Annotated in this window: 18 protein-coding genes; 12 read left to right on the top strand and 6 right to left on the bottom strand. The window is 44.4% G+C overall.

Annotation, left to right across the window (positions count from 1 at the left end; all coding sequences use genetic code 11):
• Positions 1-7 precede the first annotated feature (7 nt).
• Positions 8-2,062, top strand: a complete 2,055-nt coding sequence (locus tag IH597_07135; protein ID MBE0662225.1) for an insulinase family protein — start codon at positions 8-10, stop codon at positions 2,060-2,062.
• 224 nt (positions 2,063-2,286) lie between these two features.
• Here the strand turns inward: IH597_07135 and IH597_07130 are convergent, their stop codons facing one another.
• Positions 2,287-3,321, bottom strand: a complete 1,035-nt coding sequence (locus IH597_07130) for a pirin family protein (GenBank protein ID MBE0662224.1) — start codon at positions 3,319-3,321, stop codon at positions 2,287-2,289.
• A gap of 120 nt (positions 3,322-3,441) precedes the next feature.
• Positions 3,442-4,956 carry a GNAT family N-acetyltransferase gene (locus tag IH597_07125; protein MBE0662223.1) on the bottom strand — a complete coding sequence of 505 codons (1,515 nt, stop codon included), beginning with the start codon at positions 4,954-4,956 and terminating at the stop codon, positions 3,442-3,444.
• A gap of 179 nt (positions 4,957-5,135) precedes the next feature.
• On the opposite strand from IH597_07125, the gene IH597_07120 reads away from it, so the two are divergent.
• Positions 5,136-6,938, top strand: a complete 1,803-nt coding sequence (locus IH597_07120; protein MBE0662222.1) for a T9SS type A sorting domain-containing protein — start codon at positions 5,136-5,138, stop codon at positions 6,936-6,938.
• A 35-nt stretch (positions 6,939-6,973) separates the two neighbouring features.
• Here IH597_07120 and IH597_07115 read toward each other — a convergent pair whose 3' ends face one another.
• Positions 6,974-7,180 carry a DUF1049 domain-containing protein gene (locus IH597_07115; protein MBE0662221.1) on the bottom strand — a complete coding sequence of 69 codons (207 nt, stop codon included), beginning with the start codon at positions 7,178-7,180 and terminating at the stop codon, positions 6,974-6,976.
• 114 nt (positions 7,181-7,294) lie between these two features.
• On the opposite strand from IH597_07115, the gene IH597_07110 reads away from it, so the two are divergent.
• The 10 genes from IH597_07110 to IH597_07065 all read left to right on the top strand — a co-directional run bounded on the left by IH597_07110 (position 7,295) and on the right by IH597_07065 (position 18,976).
• Complete coding sequence (locus IH597_07110) at positions 7,295-9,790, top strand: helix-turn-helix domain-containing protein (protein MBE0662220.1); 2,496 nt, start codon at positions 7,295-7,297, stop codon at positions 9,788-9,790.
• Positions 9,791-9,929: 139 nt separating this feature from the next.
• Positions 9,930-11,366: a sodium/solute symporter gene (locus IH597_07105; protein ID MBE0662219.1), complete on the top strand. Its 1,437-nt coding sequence runs from the start codon at positions 9,930-9,932 to the stop codon at positions 11,364-11,366.
• A 25-nt stretch (positions 11,367-11,391) separates the two neighbouring features.
• On the top strand, positions 11,392-12,618 hold the full coding sequence (locus IH597_07100; protein MBE0662218.1) for a hypothetical protein: 1,227 nt from the start codon (positions 11,392-11,394) through the stop codon (positions 12,616-12,618).
• A gap of 177 nt (positions 12,619-12,795) precedes the next feature.
• On the top strand, positions 12,796-14,109 hold the full coding sequence (locus tag IH597_07095) for a pyridoxal phosphate-dependent aminotransferase (protein MBE0662217.1): 1,314 nt from the start codon (positions 12,796-12,798) through the stop codon (positions 14,107-14,109).
• 679 nt (positions 14,110-14,788) lie between these two features.
• Positions 14,789-15,019 carry a ferredoxin family protein gene (locus IH597_07090; protein ID MBE0662216.1) on the top strand — a complete coding sequence of 77 codons (231 nt, stop codon included), beginning with the start codon at positions 14,789-14,791 and terminating at the stop codon, positions 15,017-15,019.
• Between the two features lie 18 nt (positions 15,020-15,037).
• A complete protein-coding gene (locus IH597_07085; protein ID MBE0662215.1) occupies positions 15,038-16,123 on the top strand; it encodes a 3-methyl-2-oxobutanoate dehydrogenase subunit VorB in 1,086 nt (361 codons plus the stop codon).
• A 15-nt stretch (positions 16,124-16,138) separates the two neighbouring features.
• Positions 16,139-16,909, top strand: coding sequence for a 2-oxoglutarate oxidoreductase (locus tag IH597_07080; GenBank protein ID MBE0662214.1), 771 nt, complete (start codon positions 16,139-16,141; stop codon positions 16,907-16,909).
• Positions 16,910-16,954: 45 nt separating this feature from the next.
• On the top strand, positions 16,955-17,506 hold the full coding sequence (locus IH597_07075) for a 2-oxoacid:acceptor oxidoreductase family protein (protein MBE0662213.1): 552 nt from the start codon (positions 16,955-16,957) through the stop codon (positions 17,504-17,506).
• A 61-nt stretch (positions 17,507-17,567) separates the two neighbouring features.
• A complete protein-coding gene (locus IH597_07070) occupies positions 17,568-18,350 on the top strand; it encodes a TIGR02757 family protein (protein ID MBE0662212.1) in 783 nt (260 codons plus the stop codon).
• An 83-nt stretch (positions 18,351-18,433) separates the two neighbouring features.
• On the top strand, positions 18,434-18,976 hold the full coding sequence (locus tag IH597_07065) for a glutathione peroxidase (protein ID MBE0662211.1): 543 nt from the start codon (positions 18,434-18,436) through the stop codon (positions 18,974-18,976).
• A 95-nt stretch (positions 18,977-19,071) separates the two neighbouring features.
• On the opposite strand, the gene IH597_07060 is transcribed toward IH597_07065, so the two are convergent.
• From IH597_07060 to IH597_07050, 3 genes are all read right to left on the bottom strand, one after another.
• Entirely contained in the window at positions 19,072-19,641 is a 570-nt protein-coding gene (locus tag IH597_07060; protein MBE0662210.1) for a 1-acyl-sn-glycerol-3-phosphate acyltransferase, read from the bottom strand.
• A gap of 40 nt (positions 19,642-19,681) precedes the next feature.
• Complete coding sequence (locus tag IH597_07055) at positions 19,682-21,451, bottom strand: DNA polymerase III subunit gamma/tau (GenBank protein MBE0662209.1); 1,770 nt, start codon at positions 21,449-21,451, stop codon at positions 19,682-19,684.
• A gap of 73 nt (positions 21,452-21,524) precedes the next feature.
• Complete coding sequence (locus tag IH597_07050; protein ID MBE0662208.1) at positions 21,525-22,406, bottom strand: mechanosensitive ion channel; 882 nt, start codon at positions 22,404-22,406, stop codon at positions 21,525-21,527.
• Between the last annotated feature and the right edge of the window lie 72 nt (positions 22,407-22,478).

The raw sequence follows: 22,478 nt of genomic DNA, 5'->3' as shown, positions 1-22,478 counted from the left end.
ATCAATCATGAAAAACATACTTTTAACCATAGTTTCATTTTTAGTCCTGGCGAATGCTTACGCCCAGCTTGACCGCTCCATTCGTCCTGAACCGGGCCCCGCTCCTCTTATTGAGATCGGGAACGCAAAATCGTTTACGCTCGATAATGGATTGCGTGTTTTTGTTGTTGAGAACCACAAGGTTCCCCGCGTAACTTTTTCAATGATCTTTGATTACAGTCCTGTACATGAAGGCGATTTCGCTGGAATGGTGGACATTACCGGGCAAATGATCAGAACAGCTACCGAAAATCGCACCAAAGAAATGATTGATGATGAAATTGACTTCATTGGCGCATCATTGAGTGCAAGCGCAACAAGTTTGTATGCATCAGGTCTTTCGGGATACACAGAAACACTTGCTGAGTTAATCGCAGATGTACTGATCAATGCACAGTTTGAACAGGAGCATTTCGACAGGATTCTTACCCAGTCAAAATCAGGTTTATCTGCTGCAAAGAATGACCCTACCTCCATTGCTGAGCGCGTTAACAAAGTATTGCTGTATGGTAAAGATCATCCTTATGGTGTGAACCCTACCGAAGCAAGCTTTGAAAGAATCACGCTGGAAATGTGCGAGAAATATTTTCACGCTTATGTCAGGCCTGAGGTTACCTATATGGCCATTGTTGGTGATGTGAAATTTGAAGAAACCCAAAAACTGATTGAGAAGTATTTCAGTGCATGGGAACGTGGCAATGTTCCTGAACAAATTTATCCGAACCCACAACCACCCAAAGGAATGCGTGTAGCCATTGTTGACAGGCCTACCGCGGTGCAGTCGGTAATCAGAATAGGCTTTCCGGTTGAATACAAACCCGGTTCAGAAGACGCAATAAGTGCCCGCGTAATGAATAACATACTTGGTGGTGGAACTTCGAGATTGTTTGATAACCTGCGTGAAACCCACGGCTGGACCTATGGCGCATACTCTAGCCTGAACAGTGATAAGTTGATTGGTTCGTTCACTGCCTCAACAGACGTGAGAAATATGGTGACCGACAGCGCGGTTCACGAAATACTGTATGAGATTAATCTAATACGCAAAGAGCCTGTATCAGCAGAGGAACTGCGGCTATATAAAAACGAGATGAATGGCAACTTTGCATTATCGCTTGAGAATCCGCAAACTGTAGCCAATTTCGCCTTGAATATTGCAAGGTATAATCTTCATGAAGATTACTATTCTACCTATTTGCAGCGTCTGGCAGGCATTACTGAGAAAGACATCATGGATGTAGCCAATAAGTATCTCTATCCCGATAATGCAAATGTGCTGATTGTGGGTAAAGCCTCGGATGTTGCTGAAAGTCTCAAAAAATTTGCCGGTGATGGGCGGCTCCATTACTTTGATGAAGATGGCAATGAATACGACCCGGCCAAACGGCTCAAAACAGCGCCTGCCGATATGACTGCAGAGAAAGTTACTGCAATGTATGTGAGCGCCATTGGAGGAGAAAAAAAATTGAGTAGTATCAAAGATATGACCATGTCAGCAACAACCGAAATGCAGGGCATGTCGCTTACTTTTGATAATTATCAGAAAGCGCCTGATAAATCGAGGGTTGAGATTGGAAGTGGCGGAACGATTTTCAGCACACAAATTTTTGATGGACAGCGGGCTGTGGCTACTTCGCCCATGGGCAAAGAAGAAGTTACCGGCGAAATGCTGGAAGCAATGAAAATGCAATCCATCATGAACATTGAACTTTATTACGACCAATATGCCATTAAACAGCAACTGTTGGGTATTGAAGCTGTAAACGGAAAAGATGCCTACAAGGTGGAACTTACTTATCCTTCAGGAAATACCACTACAAACTATTATGATGTTGAATCAGGACTAAAAGTTAAATCGTTGACTATTGCTGGTGCAACTGAATTCTCTGATTACCGTGAAGTTGACGGAATTAAGTTCCCATTCGCAATCAAACAATCTGCTGGACCCCAGATAATTGATTTGAAGGTAATTTCAGTGAAAGTGAATCCTAAACTGAAGGACGAGTTGTTTCGGGTTGATTAGAGTGGAAGAGTTTGAAACAAGACACAAGAGACAAGAAACAGGAAACAGGGACGAGGGACGAAGGGACGAAGGGATGAGGGGACGAAGGGATGAGGAACTAGCAACCTGGAACCATAAACAAGAAACAGGAATCGGGGACGAGGGACGAAAGGGCAGGAATCCTGCAACCTTGAACCTTGAATCTGAAACCTACAAACTGAAACAAGAAACAAGACCCTGCTTCACTAAGTTGAGGCGGGGTTTTGTTTTTCCTCTTCTCTCCCATCAGCATGTTTTGCGAACCGGCCTTTGGAACGTGAATGCACATTATCGTGCCGGAGCCATGGCCAGCCACCAAACTGTGTTAAGCGGTAATCGCGGATAGCCTGGTGGATTTCTTCCTGGGTGTTCATCACAAAAGGTCCGTATTGAGCCACAGGCTCAGCAATAGGAAGTCCTTGCAACATGAACATATAACCATCTTCTCCTCCGTTATCAATTATCACTTCCTCATCGGCCAAAAGTTGTATGGCATGGTAGGGATCAATTTCAAGGCCGGCAATGCGGATTTGCGAACCTTTATAAAAATATAGCGTGCGCCTGACTTCAGGTGAAGCAGCGGGGAGTGTCCATTGGGTACCGGCTTCCATTTTAATTCTCCACATAGCAACCTCATTGGCCGGATCAGCAGCCCATGAATCGGGTGCCGGGCCTGTTGCAACAACGTTCCCGATTTTGCCGGCAACAACAATCACCTCGGTGAGTTTTCCTTTTTCATCTTTGGTGCTGTAAACAGGGATGTCTTCGGCCCATAGCATTTTAAAATGGGGTTCGGCAAACTTCTTTGCTTTTGGCAGGTTGAGCCAGACCTGGAAAAGTTCGAGTTCATTCCCTTCATCTTTTTTTATAAGTGGAAACATTTCGCTATGCTGCAATCCTGCACCGGCAGTCATCCATTGCACATCCCCTTCTCCATATCGGCCTGCTGCACCATGCGAATCGCTGTGATCAACAAAACCATTCAGAACAATGGTTACCGTTTCGAAACCACGGTGCGGGTGTGCCGGGAACCCGGGAATGGTTTCGCCGTGATACATGCGCCAGCCGTCTTTGATTTCAAAATCCTGCCCCAGGTTCCGTCCCTGCAATAATGCAGCAGGTCCCATTTGATCATTTCCGGCCGGATAATGATCCAGATGGTGAACACAAAAAAGAAACGGATCAATGGTTTCCCACATAAAACCCAACGGCTTGATGTTGATGATGGCTTTGTTGTACATGGTTTGGCGGTTTTGGTGATGGATCAAAGGTAAGAAAATGTCGACACCCAGGGATGCCATCCCCTCTGGTCAGGGCTTGCATCCCTTCGCTCTCAGCCCTCTGCCCCATGCCCCACGCTCCTACTTCTTCCACTTCAACTCATACAAATCCTTCCGGCGGTCTTTCAAAATAGTTACTGAACCGTGGTGATGAAGGTATTTGAGAAGAGAAATATCCACATCTACAATCAACGTCATTTCATTATTGGGAGTGGCTTCGGCTTTGATGCCATTCACAGGAAACGGAAAATCGGATGGGGTAAACACTGCTGATTGGGCATACTGAATGTCCATATTCTTCACCTTTGGAAGGTTGCCTACACTTCCGGCGATGGCAACAAAACACTCGTTTTCAACGGCACGCGCCATGGCACAGGTTCGCACACGGTTAAAGCCAGCCTGGGTATCTGTAAGAAACGGAACAAATAGAATATCGATTCCCTGGTGTGCAAGTAGCCTGGAAAGTTCAGGAAATTCAACATCGTAGCATATAAGGATTCCAATGCGGGCACAGTCGGTTTTGTAAACCTGCAGCTTGCTGCCCCCCGACATACCCCAGTAAGCAATTTCGTTAGGGGTGATATGCAGTTTCTCAAAACGCTCAACAGTGCCGTTACGGTGGCATAAATAACCCACATTCAGCAGGCGTTCGTTCTCTAGCAATGGCATACTACCTGTGATGATGTTCACATTATAAGAAATAGCAAATTCACGGAAACGGTCGCACAAAGGCTCTGTGTATTTGGCAAGCTCTCTTATGGATTCGGCTTCGGTTAGGTGGTTGTAATCTCGCATCAATGGTGCGTTGAATAATTCCGGGAAAAGAATAAAATCGCAAGTATAACCTGACTGGGTATCAATAAAAAACTCAATATTGTCAATGAGTTCCTCAAAATCTTTGTACAGGCGCATCTGCCACTGAACAAGCCCCAGGCGAACAGTTTCGTCGGAAGTGCGGAACAACTTTTTCTTGCTCTGATAAAAAACATTGTTCCACTCAAGTAATGTGGCGTACTCCTGCGATTCCTCATCGCCAGGCATATAATTGCGCAGGATTTTCACAACGTGAAAATCGTTGGCAAGCTGGAAAGTCAGGGTCGGATCGTGAATTTCATTCTTTTTGACTTTGTAGAGGTATTCGCGCGGAGAAATCTCATCGGCATATTTATGAAAAGCGGGCATGCGGCCTCCGGCAACAATGGCTTTTAGGTTAAGATTTTCGCAAAGCGCCTTGCGTGCATCATACAAGCGACGCCCAAGCCGTAGGCCCCTGAAATCGGGGTGCACAAAAATTTCAACGCCATAGAGCACATCACCCTCAGAATCGTGCGTATTGAAAGTATAATTGCCGGTTATCTGTTTGTAAGTGTGATCATCGCCAAAATGATCATAGTTGACTATGATACTCAGTGCGCAGGCCGCAACTTTACCGTCAACAGTAACACATAACTGGCCTTCGGGGAAAAGCTCAAGCAGTTTCTCAATATGGTGTTCTCTCCAGTAAGCTGTCTGCCAGTTTTCATAAGCCATCATCATTGCTTCTTTAAGTTCAAGATAATCGCTAAGTTGCAGGTTGCGGGTTTCAATCTTTTCCATATATAAACAAGGTTTAAGTAATACAACAATCCAATTGTTGTTGGGTTCGCACGAAATCGTTTACTATCCGGCAAAGGATCGGTAAAGTTAGGCCATTATTACAATCGGCTGGCAAATACCAACAATGAAGCAAAGAGATTTTGAGGAAAACCGTATTTTTGAAAACCAATCTGAAAATCATGAGAAAAATATTCATTTATGCTCTTTCACTTATTCTTGCCGGACAAGCTCAGTTCAATTATAGCCAGGCTCAAGGCTTAATAAAAAGCACGCTTAACTACACCCGCCTTACCAATGGTTTGAACGTTCCAACCTTTGAAGGCGGCCGTACCGACCTTGCCATGAACGATATCAACGACGATGGCCATGTTGACCTGCTGTCCATTGGCGATCATGGCAATCCCCTCATCAATTCTAACCAGCAAGGTCTCTTGATTTGGTTTAACAACGGGCAGGGTAATTTCACGCTGCACATGCAAGGCAATTTCGGTTACGGCGGCATTGCTGTTGGCGATGCCAATAATGATGGATTCAAAGATATCGGGTACGGAATGCACCATAATTATTCCCAAACCAATTTCGGGAACCAACTGATTGAAGTGGCGCTCGGTGATGGCACAGGTATGAGCTGGACTCCCTGGGATGAAGGTCTTGCCACCAACGGTGAAACCTGGGGTATGTTTGGAACCGATCTCGGTGACGTGAACAATGATGGACTGCTTGACCTGATCAGTATTGGCTTTGGCAGCGGGCCCGGTTTTCATGTTTACCTGAACCAGGGCGATGGCACGTGGGTTCCAAGTTTTGGCTTGCTTGGCAACAATTCGGAGTTTGTGATCCAATTCGCTGATTTGAATAATGATGGTTATCTTGATTTTATTGCCGGGCATGCGCTCGGAACAGCTTATTTTGGAGATGGTTCAGGAAATTTCATTAAAAATGATACAGGACTTCCAGTATATGGCGAGTTTACCCCCCGCTATGGTGTTTCAGTGGGTGATGTTAATAATAATGGAAGTGCAGGGCTCGTATTTGCAAATACCAGCGGTGGTGTTGAGGTTTACGAATTTGACAATGCAGGCAATTCATGGGTAAGCTGTTCGGGCAATCTTCCGTCAAGCGGTTCTTTTGAGCGAACCCAACTTTTCGATATGAACACGGATGGATTTATGGATGTGATGGCTTTCGGTACGCAAACTTTTCAACTCTGGCTGGGTGATGGCAATGGAAATTGGACCGCCGATGCTACTTTCCAAACAGACCTGGATCCTGGAAGCGCTCGCGCATTCAGGGCTGGCGGCGATCTGAATAAGAATGGTTATGGTGATATTGTAATCCTGGCAAATGAAAAAACAGGATTTGTAAGCTGGCAAAACAGATTGTATGTTTATGCCGAAAACTCTACACCCGATTCGTTATGGATCAAAGGATTAAATCCGAAGGGCAATGAGAACTTCTATCCCGGATCGGTTCGTTTCATTCAATGGGCATCGGCAGAGCCGGCCGGTGAGAACTCAACAGTTAAGATCGAAATCTCGGCTTTCGGGCCTGAAGGCCCCTGGTGGCTGGTGGCCGACAGTTTACCGAATAACGGAAAATACCAGTGGACAGTTCCTGATTTTGGTTCGGATGATTGTTTCCTGAAGTTTACAGTGACAACGGAAAATGAGGCATACACAAATATCACAATGCTTCCGTTCACAATTATTGGCGAACCCACTGCTGTTGGTAAAGAACTTGTTGGCTATGAAAGTGAGGCAACGCTAATGCCCAACCCGGGCTCAGGGCGAGTAATTATCAACAGTGTGGAAAATGTTAAAAGAATTGCATTTTACGACTCTTCCGGAATGCTTATGCTCCAATTGGATGAACCCGGTAAATTGATTGATACTGGACCATTGCCGGACGGTTTGTATGTTTTTCAGCTAATTACCCAAAGGGGAAAAGTGTTTCACGGAAAATGGCTCAAATCAGGGCAGTGATTAAGGCAGAGCAAAAAGTTCATTAAAAAAGAAAGTTATTTATGTAGCTTCTTCTTCCCACCTCTTGCTACCAGTAAGCCAATCAGGAATCCCAGGCCGGTGGTAACCAACAGTAATAAGATCATAGGTATTTCAGGCTGGAAAAAAAGTAAGTTTACAATAACTGAGCCTGTATTCAGAAGTATGAGTAGCAGCGCCACGACCACCAGAATGACGATAATTACAATTTTGGTATCTCTCATAATGCAAAGATTAGCGTTGTGTATTTTTCGCAAAAGTGCAAAAAACTATCTGATATTGGTTCTTAACCTGTCTTATTTTGTATTTTTATTCGCTAAACCTATCAATCTCCAACCATGTCTTTACAAACCAACCCAAAACTAGAACTGGCCGCCAACTTTATCCGCTATACCGATAAGCATCTTTTTCTAACCGGCAAGGCTGGAACCGGTAAAACCACTTTTTTGCGAAACCTGAAAAACCTTACCTGGAAACGCCATGTTGTGGTCACACCCACAGGCGTGGCAGCCATTAACGCGGGCGGAGTTACGATCCATTCATTTTTTCAATTGCCATTTGGACCGCAAATACCGGAAGAACTTGCCAACCGCATTCCAACTGCTAATTCAGACGCCAAACATTCTGCATCAAGATTTCAGCAATTTACCCGCGAAAAGATCAATATAATAAAAAGCATTGACCTGCTTGTGATTGACGAGATCAGTATGGTGCGAGCCGACATGCTCGATGCCATTGATGCGGTTCTTAGGCGTTACCGCAACAGGAATATTCCTTTTGGAGGAATTCAATTGCTTATGATCGGCGATCTGCAGCAATTGGCGCCCATTGCCAAGGAAGACGAATGGAAATTGCTGCGCGACTATTATGATTCTGTGTATTTCTTCAGCAGCAAGGCGCTGCAAAAAACCGATTACGTAAGCATTGAACTTACAACTATTTATCGCCAAAGCGATGAAGATTTTATCCGACTGTTGGGAAAGGTTCGGGAAAACAAGCTCGACAATGAGGCATTTGCTGCGCTTGAAAAAAGATATATTGCTAATTTCCGACCCGGGCCTGATGAGGATTATATTACGCTTACAACCCATAATTACCAATCGCAGGATATCAATGCTTATCGACTCACCGAATTGAAAGGCAAAACCCATACTTTTAATGCTGAGATTACCGGCGACTTTCCGACGTACAATTATCCTACTGAAGAAATTCTTAAACTTAAAGTAGGCGCACAGGTGATGTTTATAAAAAATGACCCTTCGCCGCTTAAGATTTTTTATAATGGCAAAATCGGGAAAATTACCGGAATTGATGATGATACAATTTATGTTCAATGTTCCGGCGATGATGGCCTCATCAGCGTAACACCCCTCGAATGGCAGAATTGTCGCTATACGCTGAATGAGCAAACAAAAGAAATTTCAGAAATCGTAGTTGGAAGTTTTAAGCAATATCCGTTAAAACTGGCATGGGCGGTAACTATTCACAAAAGCCAAGGGCTGACTTTTGAAAAAGCCATCATTGATGCCCGCCAGGCTTTTGCCCACGGACAGGTGTATGTTGCGCTGAGCCGATGCCGCACCCTTGAAGGTATGGTACTCAGCACAAGTATTTCATCCCAGGCTTTAAAAACAGATTTGACTGTTGGGGATTATGTAAAAAAACTGGAAGAAAATGCTCCGGATGAAAACCGCCTCGAAACTGCCAAATACGCATATCAGCGCTCGCTGATAGCCGAACTGTTTGATTTTTCGCTTTTTCACCGAAGGCTCAGTTATTTGCAGAAACAGATCAGCGAAAACGCTTCAAGTTTCGATCCCGGCAAAGCTGAAAGCATCAGCAAACTTGATCAGAAGCTAAGAGCAGAAGTTACCCAGGTAGCTGAGAAATTCATGTTCCATGTTAATCACTATCTGACCAAAAACCCTGATGTTGAAAAGCACGAAGAATTACAGGAGCGCATTAAAAAAGCTTGCACCTATTTTGTCCCTAAGTTCGAAGTCATGGTTATCAAAGCAATGCCTGAGGCAGAAGCTGACAACAAGGTTCTTAAAAAAACCGTTGACGATTTGCTCGAGCGCTTTGGGAACGAGGCACAAGTGAAATATGCCTGTCTGCAACATTGCATGAATGGTTTTACAGTGGCGGGATATCTTGAGGTTCGAGCCAAATCCTCCATCGAGCCACCGCCACGCAGGAGAAAAGCCAGCCTTCCCGACCACCCGGCTAGCGGCGTTTCTTACCCGGACTTGCTGAACAGGATCAGACAATGGAGAGACCGCCTGGCAGAAGAAGAAGACGTAACGCATTACCGGGTGATTTCGCGGCAAGCCATGCTCGAAATTGCTGACAAATTACCGGCAAGCCGACAGGAACTTCTGGAAATTAACGGACTGGGGCAGAAAAAAGTAAAGCGATACGGTAGCGAAATCCTTGAAATTATCAGCGAGTACCTTGAAGAAAACAAGATTGGGAAATCCGTGGATAATTCACCATTACTCATTGAGAAGAAAGAAAAGAAGCCTGATACCAAACTAGTAAGTTATGAACTCTTCAACGCTGGTAAATCAATTGCTGAAATTGCCAAAGAACGTGGCTTTGCTTCGTCCACCATTGAAGGGCATCTCTCCCATTTTGTGGGAACCGGCGAGATAACCGTTGACAAATTGATTGACGCAGAAAAGCTTTCTAAAATAAAAACCTATTTTTCCAAAACCGAAGACCAATCGCTCGGCCCTGCAAAAACAGTACTTGGCGATGATGTTAGCTGGGGCGAACTCAGGTTTGTGATCAAGCATTTGGAGTGGGAACGCAACAACCAAGCGGAACCCTAATAAAACTAAAAACGAAATAGCGATACCATGGCTGGAAGCCATAGCATAGCAAAATCAATCTCTGATTCCTTGGCATCACAAAACCCAATTTCCCTACATTTGCAAATTCTCAAATCCCATCAGCTAAACTGCAAATTCTATGGCGTTAAAAATCACTGTTGTTGCACTTTATGCAATCATGATCATTATTGTTGGCCTGATCAGTCTGCGTAAAACAAAATCCTTTAACGACTTTTTCCTTGGCGGTGGCAATATCGGCCCCTGGATGACTGCATTCTCTTACGGCACAGCTTATTTTTCAGCAGTACTTTTCATTGGGTTCGCAGGAATGATAGGCTGGAACTTTGGATATTCAGGCTTATGGATTGCCTTTTTTAATGCCTTTGTAGGCGTGCTGGGAGTTTGGGCACTTTTTGGCTGGCGAATCAAGAAAATGTCATCGGAATATGGTGTGAGCACCTTGAGCGAATTTCTCGAAAAACGTTACCAAAGCCCACTAATAAAACTGCTTTCAGCCATTGTTATTTTTATTTTCATGATTCCTTACTCCGCGGCAGTGTTCATGGGTCTATCCTACCTGTTTACTACAAATTTTGGCATCGCTTATGAATATGCGCTGCTTTTCATGGGGGTTCTCACAGCGCTTTATCTCGTTCTTGGCGGTTACAAATCCATGGCACGCATTGACATGATTTTCGGGCTGATCATGACTGTAGGCGTAATAATCCTTTTTACAAGCACAGTTCAGGAAGGTGGCGGCCTCGCAAACATTACCAATTCCTTGCGTGAAATTCAACCGGCGTTAACCAAAGCAGTTGGCCCTCCTGGCTGGTGGCCATTGTTTTCGCTGGTGTTCCTTACCAGCATTGCACCTTTTGCCATGCCACAATTGGTTCAGAAATTTTATGCGATCCGCGACCGCAGATCGGTGAAAATAGGGATGATTGCTTCCACAGTTTTTGCTCTACTTATTGGCGGTGTAGCCTATTTTGTTGGATCAACAACCAGGCTCTTTATCAAACCAGAAACAACGCCCGAAGCTTTTACTGCCGATGGGCTACCAATAGCTGATCGGCTGATGCCTGAACTTTTGACCAATGTTATTCCTGAATCACTCGCCGTTGTGATCCTACTGCTGATGCTTTCGGCTTCTATGTCAACCCTTGCGGCGCTTGTACTGATTTCCAGTTCATCGTTTTCAAAAGATTTTTATGCTGGATTTATAAAGAAAAATATATCAGATCGCTCGCTTACCAAACTCATGCGCTTCATGAGCGTCTTTTTCGTATTACTTTCAGTTTTACTTGCTTATATGAATTTTGATTCCATAGTGGCTATTCTTGGAATAAGCTGGGGTGCAATCGGGTCATTTTTTCTTGGGCCATTCGTGTGGGGGCTGTTCTCAAAACGTGTGAACCTTTTCGGAGCCTTATCATCTGGTCTTATTGGGTTAAGCCTTTGCCTGGGATTGTACTTTTATGGAATGCCTTCTCCACAGGCAGGTACTATCGGGATGATTGCATCACTGGTTGTTAATCCCATATTCAGCCTGTTTGCTAGTAAGAAAAAACTATAACACAAACAAAAAAACATCCAATATCATGAGATTTTTTATCACAGCATTGCTTCTTATCTCAACCGGACTCCTGTATGCACAGGAAAAAGAAAACAATGAACCTAAAAAGTTCGGTATCCAGTTCAAAGGCTTTGTGAAGAGCGATTACTGGTACGACAGCCGCCACGTTGTAGCCGCACGTGAAGATCTTTTTTTGATTTTCCCCACAAACAAACGCCTCGATGTAAACGGTGAGGACATTAATGCACGTCCAACTTTCAATTATAGTGCAATTACATCGAGGATCACAGGTGTCATCACAGGGCCGGATGCTTTCGGAGCCAAAACCTCCGGTGTGATCGAAGCCGATTTTTCAGGGATGAGCAATGCCGATATTAACGGGTTCAGATTAAGGCATGCTTACGGCAAGCTGCGATGGGAGAAATCAGAACTCCTGTTTGGCCAATACTGGCACCCGATTTTTGTAGCGGAGGTTTTTCCGAATGTAATCTCCTTGAACACCGGCGCACCGTTCCAGCCATTTATACGCAACCCACAGATCAGTTACACTCAGTATTTCAATAAGTTCAACCTTAATCTCGCTTTTATCTCCCAGCGCGACAATGCCAGCGAGGGGCCGGTAGGAACTTCGCCGCTTTATATGCGAAACTCGCTGGTTCCCAACTTACACCTTCAACTGCAGCATAAAGGCGATCAGCATGTATGGGGACTGGCAGCAGATTATAAGGTGTTGCAACCGCGCCTTGAAACAACAAAGGGCTTCAAAACCAGCGAGTCGGTTGGTTCGTACGCTTTCATGGCATACTATAAATATACCAACAATATGTTTTTGTGGAGCGGTAAAACCATTTATGGTCAGAATCTAACAGAGAACCTGATGTTGGGTGGTTATGCCGTGCGAACCGTTGACACCACAACCATGATTGAAACCTACACACCAACCAACCATCTTAACATCTGGAGTTTCATCAGTTATGGAAAAACGGTAAGGTTGGGGGTTTATGGCGGGTTCTCAAAGAACATGGGTACGACCCATGAAAATACCGGGAAATATTATGCACGGGGCTCTGATATTGATTACGCATACAGAATTTCCCCTTCGCTGTCATTTGTTTCGAATAGCGTTCAGATATCAACAGAATTGGAATATACCGCTGTCACTTACGGCACACCGGATAACAAAGGCAATGTCAACAACACCGAAGAAATAGGCAATTTGAGGTTGCTGATTGCTTTCTTTTACTTTTTCTAAAGTCACGGATTTCGCACTTTAAGAAACAGCATCCGTGGATATACATTTCCCGGTTAGCTTCTAAATTGTATGCCTGTGCCAAAATCTGATTTGGCTATCTGAAACTTTTTTCTTTAATTTGAAGTGCAAATCCCTGTCAATTATATTTCTAACTATATAACCTTAAAACAGGCTGTTATGAAAGATACACCCATCAACTACAACATCGTAAATGAGAAGATAAAGGAAATGAACCTGCCAAGCGTTGGAAAAGCTTCAATCCGCGAAATCAAGCGACTGGTTGACAACATCGAAAAGGCCACTGGTGAAAAGTTCATACGTATGGAAATGGGAATTCCTGGTTTGCCGGCGGCTCAGGTTGGGGTTCAGGGAGAAATTGAAGCACTGCAAAGAGGTGTGGCTGCCATTTATCCCGATATTGACGGGATTCCTGTTCTCAAACCCGAAATCAGCCGTTTTGTGAAAAACTTTCTTGATGTTGATGTGAACCCTGCCGGCTGCATCCCAACTGTTGGCTCTATGCAAGGCAGTTTTGCCTGTTTCCTTACTTTGAACCGCATGTACAAAGAGCGCGATACAACGTTGTTCATTGATCCCGGCTTTCCAGTTCACAAACAGCAACATAAAGTGTTAGGACAAAAATTTGAAAGCTTTGATGTTTATAATTTTCGTGGTGATAAACTGCGCGATAAGCTCGAATCTTTTTTGAGTAAAGGCCATATTCACTCTGTGCTGTATTCCAACCCGAATAATCCGTCATGGATTTGCTTCACAGAAAAAGAACTTCAGATCATTGGCGAACTGGCAAACAAATACAATGTTGTGATCCTCGAAGACCTGGCTTACATTGCCATGGATTTTCGCCTCGATTGCTCAAAGCCGGGCGTGCCACCATTTCAACCTACCGTTGCCAAATACACCGATAATTATATTCTTCTGATCTCAAGTTCAAAAGCATTTAGCTATGCAGGACAACGGATTGGAATGATGGTTATCAGCGACAAGCTTTTCAATACCAATGCGCCCGATCTGTTGCGCTTTTATGGCAGCGATTTATTGGGCCGTGCTATGGTTTTTGGAACCGTGTATGCACTGAGCTCCGGCACATCCCATTCTGCGCAATATGCCCTCGCAGCCATGCTCAAAGCCGCCAACGAAGGAAAATTTGATTTTGTGGAAGTGGTGAAGGAATACGGCGAAAAGGCTAAAATCATGAAAAAACTGTTTACGGAAAACGGCTTCCAAATTGTTTACGACATGGACGAAGACAAACCCATTGCCGACGGATTTTACTTCACGCTTTCCTATCCGGGTTTCACCGGCGAAGAACTGATTGAAGAATTTATGTACTATGGCATCAGCGCCATTTCGTTGGCTATCACCGGCAGCGAACGCCTCGAAGGTCTACGCGCTTGTGTCTCCCTGGTACAACGCTCCCAGTTCCCCGACCTTGAGTACCGGTTGAAGAAGTTTCACGAAAATCACTCCTGAAATGTGTTATGGTGTTACCCACACGAACAGTTGTACCGCTGGGTGACCCGTGCGACGAAGAAGCTCACAAGAATGAGGTGTTAAGGTTAATCGGACAAACCTTGTTCAATTCTCGATTTGAATCACTTAATATTATATTTGTTTTCGATTTGAATCACTAATAATGATACTTTTTTGTGAGTAACCAATCTGACACGTTGCCATAGTGATAGTTATGAAAACCTGGCAGGTTTTTCAGTGAGATCAGACTTCTTTCAACTATTCACGAACTGTGTTGAAATGCAATTGCTTTATAACAGGGAAGTTGGATAATTGCAGATTACTCCTGATAGCTATCTGGATTCCAGGCGGTACCGGACGTCCGGTATGCCGTAATTACGGCATCTCTTAGCGGGGGTTCGTAACTGTTGAAAACGAAACTGCAAATTCCGCTCCACCGGGGGGTCAAAGTGTTAGGGTACTATATTTGGCTATACAACCGGTGTACTTTTCTCATACAGGGTTCGAACAAAGAAAACATGAACGGCTTACTTCCATTATATTTAACCCTTATTTATACCCTCTATAAATTAGCCCTCTAACCCCGAAATCGTTTGCATAAAGCGGGATCGAAATTCTTAAATTCCGTACTTTCGCAGAGTGAAAAATATTGCTCACTTTTAAATACCAAATTACAGATATGGCTAAAGTCAAAGGTGATATTGTCATTGACATTGAAAGATGCAAAGGCTGCGAAGTGTGTATCCCGGCCTGCCCGCAGGAAGTGATTGCGCTCGCAAAAAACGTGAACGGAAAAGGATACCACTATGCCGAAACTGTGAACGATGAATGTACCGGTTGTGCCAACTGCGCCATCGTTTGCCCTGACGGGGTTATCACTGTATATCGTCTCAAAAAAGCTGCTGTATAACGCAAAATATTTAATGCAATGAAGAAAGAGTTAAGACTCATGAAGGGAAACGAGGCCGTGGCTGAAGCTGCTATCCGTGCAGGCGCTGATGGCTACTTCGGTTATCCCATCACTCCACAGTCAGAAGTACTTGAATATCTGATGGCTGAAAAACCCTACGAACGTACCGGAATGATTGTTTTACAGGCTGAAAGCGAAGTTGCCGCCATCAACATGGTGTATGGCGGAGCCGGTTGCGGAAAAATGGTGATCACCTCATCATCAAGTCCCGGCATAAGCCTGAAGCAGGAAGGCCTGTCATATATTGCCGGCGCGGAACTTCCCTGCGTGGTTGTCAACGTTGTTCGTGCAGGCCCGGGACTTGGTACAATTCAACCATCACAATCGGATTATTTCCAGGCAGTAAAAGGCGGTGGCCACGGTGATTACAAGCTGCTGGTGCTGGCTCCTGCCTCGGTTCAGGAAATGGCTGACTTTACGACCCTGGGATTTGAACTCGCTTTCAAATACCGCAATCCTGTGATGATCCTTTCAGATGGCGCAATCGGCCAAATGATGGAAAAAGTTGAATTGTCAGAGCAGAAACCACGCCGCTCAGAAGAAGAGATCAGGGAACAATGTCCCTGGGCAACTCTTGGAAAGCCAAACGGAAAGTCCAGGAATATCATCACTTCATTAGAGCTGGATTCCTTGAAACAGGAACAGGTGAACCTGAAACTCCAGGCCAAATATCAGCAAATGATTAAGGATGAAGTTCGTTACGAAGAGATCATGTGCGAAGATGCCGAATATCTGCTGGTAGCTTTCGGAACCAGCGCACGCATTTGTCAGAAAACAGTTCAGCTTGCCCGGGACAAAGGCATTAAACTCGGTTTATTACGCCCGATCACACTTTTCCCATTCCCGGAAAAACCCCTGGCCAAACTTGCTCAACAGGTTAAGGGCATGCTGGTAGTAGAAATGAATGCCGGCCAGATGATTGAAGACGTAAGGCTTTCAACATGCGGCCAGGTTAAAGTTGAACATTTCGGGCGTTTCGGAGGTATAATCCCAAGTCCTTCAGAAGTTTTGGAAGCGCTCGAACAAAAAATTATCGGAGGATAACATATGGACAAAATAATCACCAAAGAAGATATACGCACGGAAGAAAACCTGGTTTACAAAAAAACCAGCGTAATGACTGATGAAGTGCTATCCTATTGCCCGGGCTGCGGTCACGGAACTGCACACCGCATTGTTGCTGAAGTTATTGAAGAAATGGGCATACAGGAACAAACAATCGGCGTAGCGCCTGTTGGATGTTCGGTGCTTGCGTACAAGTTTTTTGATATTGACATGCAGCAGGCAGCCCACGGACGTGCCCCGGCGCTGGCGACAGCCATCAAACGCATGCTCCCCGAAAAATTTGTTTTCACCTACCAGGGCGATGGTGACCTTGCTGCCATTGGCACTGCCGAAACCCTCCATGCCTGCAACCGGGGTGAAAATTTCACTATCATTTTCATCAACAATGGCATTTATGGTATGACCGGCGGACAAATGGCGCCCACAACCCTACCCGGCATGAAATCAAGTACTTCGCCCTATGGCCGTGAAGTTGAAACCATGGGAAATCCACTGAAAATGACCGAGCTTGTTGCACATCTTCCGGGTACATGCTTTGTGACCCGGCAGGCAGTGCATACACCGGCAGCGGTTCGCAAGGCAAAGAAAGCCATTCGCCTGGCCTTTGAATACCAGAGTAAAAAGATGGGTCTCAGCTTCGTAGAAATTGTTTCAAACTGTAATTCAGGCTGGAAGATGACCCCACGCAAATCCAATGAATGGATGGTTGAAAACATGTTCCCGTTCTATCCGCTTGGCGATATTAAAGTGCCAGAAAAGGAGTAGAATTTTAACAAGTATTACTCATACATCGAAATAAAAATACAAACGATGACTGAAGAAATTATCATAGCCGGATTTGGAGGACAAGGCGTTCTCTCTATGGGCAAAATTTTGGCCTATTCGGGCGTAATGCAGGATCAGGAAGTTAGCTGGATGCCATCCTATGGACCGGAGATGCGCGGCGGTACAGCCAATGTAACAGTTATTATTAGTGATGAGCGCATCAGTTCACCCATTCTCAATGTCTTTGATACTGCTATTCTTCTGAACCAGCAATCAATGGACAAGTTTGAGAAATCTGTTAAGCCCGGCGGAACATTAATCTACGACAGCAATGGGATCACACGGCATCCCGAACGCAAAGACATCAAGATCTTTAAGGTTGACGCCGCTGATGAAGCTGCCAAACTTGGGCTTACCAAGGTTTTTAATATGATCATACTCGGTGGGTTCCTGAAAGTGAAACCTATCGTTGAAATGCAGAACGTGATCCTTGGTTTAAAAAAGTCACTACCCTCGCGCTACCATCATCTGATCCCTGAAAATGAAAAAGCCATCACCCGGGGAATGGAAATTATTGAACCCGTCCACACTCTATAATAACTAACACTAACTCGAATTAACCTTACCGGCTAGCCTGGTAAGGTTTTTTTATGAACCCATGGCGAATGAATCTAACATAGAAAACCTTAAAATTTTTCTGGAAGAGAAATATCTACAGTTTAACAATCCGGATTTTATATTAAACGACCCAATTGCGGTACCACATCTTTTTTCCGAACCCGAAGATATTGAAATTGCCGGTTTTCTTACAGCCGTTATTTCATGGGGAAGACGCGAAATGATTGCCAAAGCCGGAAATGAACTCATGCGGCGCATGGATTTCAAGCCTGCTGAATTTGTAATGCATGGGTCTGACGAAGAAATCGCCTCACTTGCAGGTTTTGTTTACCGCACATTCAATGCTTTGGATGCCATGATTTTTGTTTATTCGCTCAGGGACGTTTGTAATAATTATAAAACGCTGGAGAATGCTTTTTTTGAGCCATTTCCAACGCAGGAAAACGCAATGGCCATCGCTATCAGCAGGTTCAAACAAAGATTCTTCGGCATGTCTGATCCCGACCGAAGCGGAAAGCATCTCTCTGATCCGTTGCGAAATGCTGCCGCCAAACGCATCAATATGTTTTTACGCTGGATGATCCGATCTGATGACCGCGGTGTGGATTTTGGAATCTGGAAAAGCATCCCTCCCTCCTGCCTCGTTTGCCCGCTCGACCTGCATAGCGCCAGTGTTGCACGTAAACTGGGTCTTTTATCGCGCAAGCAAAACGATTGGAAAGCAGCCATTGAACTAACAAAAAACCTCAGGAAATTGGATCCCGATGATCCCGTAAAATATGACTTTGCACTTTTTGGCCTGGGCTGGTACGAAAAGTTCTAAGCCCTGGTAAAATTTGAAATGCTTATAACAACTTTTTAAGCGGAACATTGTTTGTTTAATAGAATTAACAAAAACACTAAACTATGTTAAGAACTATCTTACTGGCTGCAGGGTTGATTTTCACCCTCGCCATTACTGCCCAAAATGATAAATCATTTTACGATTTTACTGTGAACACTATTACCGGCGAAGCTTTTAGTCTTTCGCAGCTGAAAGGGCAAAAAGTGCTGGTTGTAAATACCGCATCAAAATGCGGTATGACCCCACAATATAAAGAACTCCAGGAATTACATGAAACTTATGGAAATAAGAACTTCACCATTATTGGCTTCCCGGCCAATAATTTCATGAACCAGGAACCCGGATCAAACGAGGAAATCGCTGAGTTTTGCGAAACCAATTACGGCGTCACATTCCTGATGATGGAAAAAATATCGGTAAAAGGGAAAGACATTCATCCGCTTTACCAGTGGCTCACACAAAAAAGCCAGAATGGGAAAATGGATGCCGAGGTATCGTGGAATTTTCAGAAGTTCATGATTGACGAAAACGGCCAGTTGTTTGACGTAGCCACACCACGTGAGAAACCAATGTCAGACAAAATTGTCAGTTGGATCACGGAGTAAACTCATCTAAAAAGAACAAAAGAGCCCGATCATCTTGGGCTTTTTTTATTAATGATCTGTGTTCTTGCAGGAAAATGAAGCCGTGAGTCACACTCTCACTTACCCCCCCGGTACATCGGTGAAAGGTTAAACCTTTCAGGGTGCTTTGCTGTAAAGTTTTTATAAAAGTCTTGGATTTTAGCAAGATCACTTTTGTAATCCTCTGAAGGATGGAGAATCCCCCCGATGCCAGCTTCCTTTTTGCCATAGTCGAGATACCCCAGAGCAATGGGCACTTCGGCCATTGAGGAAATATAGTAAAATCCTTTTTTCCATTCATGTCTCAAACTCCGCGTTCCTTCGGGAGTAATCACCAGCGCCATGGCCTTTGATTTGTTTAAAAGCACCGCAACCTGCCATACTACCTTCTTGCTCTGGTTTCGGTCAACCGGAATGCCGCCCATTTTTTTCAACAGAAAACCCAGTGGAAAGAAAAACGCTTCTTTCTTGATGAGGAAACTGGTTTTAACGCCAATGGCCCAAAGGGAAAGCCGCCCAAAAACGAAATCCCAGTTGCTGGTATGTGGCGCCATAAGCAATACGCAACGCTGAAAAGTTTGATGCGCTTCCACCCGGATTGTCCATCCGGCAAGCTTTAAGATGAAACGACTTAGCGATTGTAGCATTTCTTAATTGAACTTAGGTAAGCCATTATGTTGTGCAGAATTAAAAGTCAATTTCGAGGTTTAGTTTATCCTTGAGCTTGACGAGTTCAGGGTTCTTCTCTGCCATCTTCCGGTATTTCTCAAGCGGCGTGTAAGGAGTGTCGTCCTGAAATGAGTCAGCCATTTCGGTTTGGATCGAAATTTTTGGGTTCGCAAGCTGGTTCCGCAAATATCCTAATAATTCAGTTTTATGATCCGTAATTTCTTTTTGCTGAAGCTGGCTGTGAATCGTGAAGAGCACTACACTTTTTGCTTCGTCAACAAGCCTGGGCTTCGATTGTGTAAGTGTCGCGTGCAGGTTCGGAGATTTTACGGCAACACTTTTGGCAAACGATTCCCATACCTTTTCGAGCTGAAAATTGCTAATAAAACTTTCCACCGGTTCACCCGTACCATCATCATCTTCTAAGCTGTCGTCATTTGCTGCAGCAACTTCAATGGGTTTATCCGCTTCCTTGCTGATGACCGTTTTAATTGAAATCCCTGTTGTAGGCATCGCGGATGGAACAGCTTCAGCTTTAACAGGTGTTGGCGAAGGCGGCGCTGCCGGTTTTGGCTCGCTGACAATATGTTGTTGCACAGATGGCGGTGTGTAAGCAGGTTTTGATGTTTTATCTTCTGCCTTAACCGGAACTGATACAGGAATCGCGATGGTCTGCACGGGTTGCGCAACCTGACCGCCCAATGAACTGCCCATCTGTAGAATCGCTAATTCAATATGCAATCTTTTGTTATTGCTGGCACGGTAATCAATATCGCAGCGGTTCGCAATATCAAGCGCTTTGATCAGAAAAGCCGCTTCGCAGCGTGAAGCTTGTTTATAATAACGATCCTTGATTCCGGCGCCTACTTCAAGCAATTTGAGTGTTGCTGCATCTTTACTAATCAGAAGGTTGCGCAAATGATCGCCCATGCCAACTATAAAATGTTGACCATCAAAACCGCCATTGATGATATCTTCTATGATCAGCATTGCATCAGGCAGATGATTGTTGAGAAGGCAATCAGTAAGCCGGAAATAGTAATCGTAATCCAGTACATTCAAATTATCAATTACTTGCTGATAGGTGATACTGCGACCCGAAAAACTTACCAATTGATCGAAAATTGACAATGCATCGCGCATAGCGCCATCGGCTTTTTGAGCGATGATGTGGAGTGCATCAGGTTCTGCGCTTATATTTTCGTTTTGAGCAACAAACTCAAGCTGATGCATAATATCTTCCACCGTGATGCGTCTGAAATCATAAATCTGGCAACGTGAGAGTACGGTGGGAATAATTTTGTGTTTTTCGGTGGTCGCAAGAATAAATTTTGCATACGATGGCGGTTCTTCCAGGGTCTTTAAAAAGGCATTGAAAGCAGCAGATGAGAGCATGTGCACCTCATCAATAATGTAAACTTTGTAGCGACCTAGCTGCGGTGGTATTCTCACTTGGTCAATCAGGTTTCGTATATCATCAACCGAATTATTGGAAGCTGCGTCCAACTCATGTATGTTAAAAGAAGCTGATGTGTTGAACGATAAACAGGAAGGACATTGGTCGCAGGCTTCAATTTCGCTGGTAAGCTGCTGGCAATTGATGGTTTTTGCAAGGATGCGGGCGCAGGTGGTTTTTCCAACGCCACGCGGGCCGCAAAACAGGAAGGCCTGTGCCAACTGGTTGTTGCGTATTGCATTTTTTAATGTAGTGGTTATGGAAGGCTGGCCAACAACTGTTGAAAACGTAGCCGGGCGGTATTTACGGGCAGAAACTATGAAGTTTTCCATATCGGACTTGCGGGATTTTACGAGTCCAAACTTACAGGTTTATTGCTTAACGGCAATGTGAAAACCGGGTGGATTATAAAGGTTTTGTCAACAACGGTTCGAACCCGCTCTTTAAATGCAGGTCGCGCTGGGGATAAGGAATCTCAACGCCTTGCGCCTTAAATTTTTCAAAAATCGCGTAGTACAAATCGCTTCGCAGCACAAACGGCCTGTTGATGTAGCTGGTAGTCCAAACCAGTAAGAGAAAGTTCAGTGAGCTATCTCCATATTCATGAAACTGGACATCTGGTGGCGGATTTGTTAACACCCCTGGATGTTCTCTTGCAACCTGTAGCAGGAGTTTTTTAATTTTTGCCGGATCTTCCTTGTACGAAACTCCAACAGGAATTTTATAGCGGATATTCCGATCGTTATGGCTCCAGTTTATCACAGTGTTGCTGATGAATTCTGAGTTCGGAACAATGATGGTAATATTATCGTTGGTATTGAGGGTAGTTGCCCTGGCCGAAATATCGACCACATCGCCTACGGTGTTGCCAACTTCCACCCTGTCGCCAACTTTAATAGGGCGGCTGAAAAGTATGACCAGCCCGCTGATAAAGTTGTTGGTAATGTTCTGAAGTCCGAACCCGATACCTACCCCCAATGCACCGAATAATAAACCAACTGCGCTCAGGTCAATGCCCGAAGACTGAACAATGACGAAAAGGCCCAGCGAAATAGTAATGTATTTGAAAATAGAGCCAATAGATTGCCTTACACCAAGCTCAATCGAATAACGAGTAAGAATTTTATTAACAAGTATTCGTTTCACCAAGCCTGTAATAACGAATAACAGGGCTATCACCATAAAAAAAAGAATCATGCCCCATAGTGAAAAACTGGTTGAGCCTAAAGTCAGAATTGGTTCCAGGAAAAATTGACGAACTTTTTCCAATGTTTCATTTAATTCCATTCTTCATGCATTTTAGTACGAACCGTAAAAATAATCTAAGTTTTGGAACATTGCGATCTAAAAATGCATAGT

The sequence above is a fragment of the Bacteroidales bacterium genome (assembly GCA_014860575.1).
In the GTDB taxonomy this organism is placed as follows: Bacteria; Bacteroidota; Bacteroidia; order Bacteroidales; family JAAYJT01; genus JAAYJT01.
The sequence above is the reverse complement of the archived record's forward strand: the minus strand, read 5'-3'. Positions and strand labels throughout refer to the sequence as shown.